The sequence below is a fragment of the Sphingobacterium sp. HSC-15S19 genome, assembly GCF_050433745.1.
Classification (GTDB): domain Bacteria; phylum Bacteroidota; class Bacteroidia; order Sphingobacteriales; family Sphingobacteriaceae; genus Sphingobacterium; species Sphingobacterium siyangense.
The window spans coordinates 1-3,713 of record NZ_JBNPWQ010000081.1 but is presented as its reverse complement, the minus strand read 5'-3'; the positions used below and the strand labels follow the sequence as shown (position 1 = coordinate 3,713).

At 35.4% G+C, this 3,713-nt stretch carries 5 protein-coding genes; all 5 read left to right on the top strand.

Going from position 1 to position 3,713, the window contains the following annotated elements:
- Positions 1-141 precede the first annotated feature (141 nt).
- The 5 genes from L1283_RS28265 to L1283_RS28245 all read left to right on the top strand — a co-directional run bounded on the left by L1283_RS28265 (position 142) and on the right by L1283_RS28245 (position 3,245).
- Positions 142-549, top strand: a complete 408-nt coding sequence (locus L1283_RS28265) for an ATP-binding cassette domain-containing protein (protein WP_429626801.1) — start codon at positions 142-144, stop codon at positions 547-549.
- Between the two features lies 1 nt (position 550).
- Positions 551-1,231 (top strand): hypothetical protein, encoded by a 681-nt coding sequence (locus tag L1283_RS28260; RefSeq protein WP_286850706.1) that lies wholly within the window; start codon positions 551-553, stop codon positions 1,229-1,231.
- Positions 1,232-2,077: 846 nt separating this feature from the next.
- The gene (locus tag L1283_RS28255) at positions 2,078-2,767 is read left to right on the top strand and encodes a class I SAM-dependent methyltransferase (RefSeq protein WP_286850708.1); all 690 of its coding nucleotides are present in this window, start codon (positions 2,078-2,080) and stop codon (positions 2,765-2,767) included.
- 134 nt (positions 2,768-2,901) lie between these two features.
- Positions 2,902-3,114 carry a hypothetical protein gene (locus L1283_RS28250; protein WP_088161094.1) on the top strand — a complete coding sequence of 71 codons (213 nt, stop codon included), beginning with the start codon at positions 2,902-2,904 and terminating at the stop codon, positions 3,112-3,114.
- Complete coding sequence (locus tag L1283_RS28245; RefSeq protein ID WP_262507989.1) at positions 3,114-3,245, top strand: hypothetical protein; 132 nt, start codon at positions 3,114-3,116, stop codon at positions 3,243-3,245. The genes L1283_RS28250 and L1283_RS28245 overlap by 1 nt, the downstream gene beginning before the upstream one ends.
- Positions 3,246-3,713: the final 468 nt, after the last annotated feature.

Genomic DNA, 3,713 nt, shown 5'->3' with positions numbered 1-3,713 from the left:
ACATAAAGATAAGCAGCGGGACTTGCTTTGATTGCGATAGCTCTCGCCAATTTTTATCCGCTTGTGTGTAATCGGAAAATTAAATGTAAATTTAAGTTTAATATTACCCTTCTTGATGAAAAGGATATTAACCTAGCGAAGTTGCAGGAATCAATAAGGATAGCTTGTTTCGAGGAATTTGTTGATGATCTTCCAATGGGCTTAAATACAAAAATCGGGAACGTGGGCTTGCAGATCAGTCGAGGGCAAAAACAACGTATACTGATAGCGCGTGCAATTTATAAAGATCCCCAATATCTGTTCTTTGATGAGGCAACAAGTTCTCTGGATGCTAATACAGAGAAAGCAATACTCTACAATCTCAACGAATTTTTCAAGAACAGGACGGTAGTAGTTATAGCACACAGGTTAAGTACGGTAAAAAACGCAGATCAGATAATTGTACTGGAATCAGGGAAAATTATCGAAAACGGCAATCATAATGATTCGGTCCATTCGAAAGGACAGTACTATTCATTAGTAAAAAATCAATTGGAATTAAGTAATTAATATGAAAAATATACTTTTAATAGGATTTACAATGTTATTTAATAACATTTATTCACAAACTCTTGATATGGAAAAATTTCAGGTAAGTGGCCTTGTTGTGAGCGCACAGGATCATAAACCCCTGAAAGGTGTAGATATATTTATTGAGGATAAAAAGATAGGGATAACAGATGATAAAGGTTATTTTAGCGACGAAGTTATAGCTTCCTCAAACGATAAACCTGTAGTGATTGTTTTTAAAAAAAGTGGTTTTAAGGATTTTAAACAATCAGAAAGAGTCCATCCTTCCCTTTTGAAGAAAGGATTTAATTTTATTATTGGTCTGTGTGGTTCTAGTGACGCGAACCCCTTTAGTGATACAAGAATGGGTGCTTTGTCTTATGCTAAAACGAAGGATAGGCTTCCTGAGGTGATGAAGAAAGACCTTTTTAATAAGGATTTAAATGCATTGAGGATGGAAAAAGGTAAAGTGCTTTTTGAATATAAAGGTCAGCCATATCTCCTCAGTGAAAGTAGCTGGATAAAACTTGAATCACTTGATGATATAGTTGTCATTGATGGACGGGAAAAAGGCAAAGCAAGGGATATAAATCATATGATCCAGAGAGATCAGATCAAAGGCATGACTCCTGACGCTGAGAAAAAGTCCGTAATTAATATTACTACTTTTAAGAGCCCTTAAATACAGAGGTGAAGCTTTAATATTTACTACGCTGTGTTAACATTCACCCTATAACAGATGATATAGTGCCATTTCCGCGACTATGGTATCTACTGTTATGCTATTTTAAGTAATAAAGCTGATTTGTTATACACGTATTAGTATACTTTAAGCAATCCCACTGATATTAGCTCAGTCCCTCATTTTCCCAAACACGGCCCTGAGCCTCCTCCATTGGATTGAACCCGGCCGACCCTTCTTTCGAATCCTAATAGCCTTAAAACAAGAAAAGCTAATCTTTCGATTAGCTTTTTTCAGTGAACCAATAGGTACGAAACTCGATTTTTTTTGGAATATTTATGATCATTGAACCAATTTAAAAGACTGTCTATATGAGCACAAGTTGGATATAAAGAAACCAAAACCTATAAGGAGATATTGCACATATTATCCTTTGCCGATGAAAACGGCAACGACAATATGAAGCCGGTCGTTGAAGTCAATTACAGGCAAGTCATGGCGCTGTGCATATTGTAGAAAGCGAGATGGAACGGATTAATAATGACCCCGATTTACAGCATTTAATACAGCAGGAGTGAATTAGTGCCAATTCACCGTTAAAAATTAATCCAAATTTTCTATCTTTGTGGTCTGTTATACTATATCTAACATATTATCTGGTCTTACTCGAAAGACAACTCTAAAACAGAGTAATTAATGCATTGAAATTTTTTGGTTTTTAATGTACAGATAATCCTATCGACTTATTTCTTAATCTTAAACAAAACAAACGATTATCAAATCGATTGCATTATCACTTTTGCGGTGTATTCAACATTTCAAAATGTGGTGAAACGATGACTAAAAATGAATAGTAAACAGTTAATAAGTAGAGATATCGAGGTATTTTACAATAGAGCATCCGAAGAAACTCGACTTGACAAAGGAATGGGCGTATTTGAATTTGAAAGAATTAAATCACTCGTAGAAAAATATATACCAACTTCATCTTCAAAAATAATAGACATTGGTGGTGGTACGGGAAAGTATTCGGAATGGCTTGCTAAAAAAGGACATCAAGTTCATTTAGTAGAGCCAGTTGCAAAACATATACAAATAGCCCAAAACAGAGCGAATAGATTAAAGAACAGTTTTTCTGTACATTTAGGAGAAGCTCGAAAATTGGAATTTCCAGATAATTATGCAGACCTAATAATACTGCACGGCCCTCTTTATCATCTTCAAAAAAAGGAGGATAGAGATTTAGCCATTTGCGAAGCTAAACGTATTTTAAAGAGTGATGGGATTATTTTGGGTTTTGCCATCAATTATACGGCATCAACGCTGGTTGGTCTTTTAAACGGCTTAATTCACAAAAAGCCATTTTTTGACATGTGCAAAGAAGAATTAATAAGGGGGATGCACAATCCGCCCGATGATTTTCCTTGGCTTTTAGCAGAAGCATTTTATCATAAGCCACAACAGCTAAAAGATGAATTTATAAATCAAGGCTTAATCTATCTAAATACTTATGCGGTTGAGGGTATGGTTGGATAAAGAATACTTTGCCAATATGCTGAATAACAAAAAACGAAGAACATTAATGGAACTTATTCAAGTTACTGAAAATGACAGCTATCTTTTACCCTTTAGTCCACACATGATGATAGCTGTGCGAAAAAAATATAGTTATGGAAAATAAAGAAAAATATTACAGAGCATTAATAGAAAATGACGGTCAACTCAATGAAATTGACCTCGGGGAAAAAATAGGACTTAATGAAGATGAAACAAACGAAATAATTGTACAGCTTCTATCTGAACATAAAATTGAATATGCAGAAAATAGAGCGTGTAATTACAGTCTAATGAAAGGGGTAAGAAAGAAAAATAACAGCAGGTAATGATAGCTAAATTTTACAACGAAACATTGTCTAAACTGGAAACGGCAATCAATGAATTGGAAATTGAAACTGATTGTTCCGTACAACGGATGGAGGCTGTTATACACTTTATCCTTGAAGCACAGCCCTGAGCCTCCATTGGATCGAACCCGGCCGGCCCTTCTTTCGAATCCTAATAGTCTTAAAACAAGAAAAGCTAATCTCTCGATTAGCTTTTCTTTTGTGATCCCGCTGGGATTGGCTCAGCCCCTCATTTCCCAAACACATCCCTGAGCCTCCATTGGATCGAATCCGGCCGACCCTTCTTTCGAATCCTAATAGTCTTAAAACAAGAAAAGCTAATCTTTCGATTAGCTTTTCTTTTGTGATCCCGCTGGGATTATGACATCCCTTTGTATCTCGCTATATATCAATAGTATACAGATGTTTTATTTAAATAGGTCCCTGAAATGGGTCCCATTTAATTTGACCTGATTTGTGTCGATTTAAAGAACTTATTAGTTGTAAATTTACATTTAATTTTCCGATTACACACAAGCGGATAAAAATTGGCGAGAGCTATCGCAATCAAAGCAAGTCCCGCTGCTTATCTTTATGTT

Coding starts and splice junctions, on each gene's coding strand:
- L1283_RS28260 (WP_286850706.1), top strand. CDS start 551: ATGAAAAATATACTTTTAATAGGATTTACAATGTTATTTAATAACATT.
- L1283_RS28245 (WP_262507989.1), top strand. CDS start 3,114: ATGATAGCTAAATTTTACAACGAAACATTGTCTAAACTGGAAACGGCA.
- L1283_RS28255 (WP_286850708.1), top strand. CDS start 2,078: ATGAATAGTAAACAGTTAATAAGTAGAGATATCGAGGTATTTTACAAT.
- L1283_RS28250 (WP_088161094.1), top strand. CDS start 2,902: ATGGAAAATAAAGAAAAATATTACAGAGCATTAATAGAAAATGACGGT.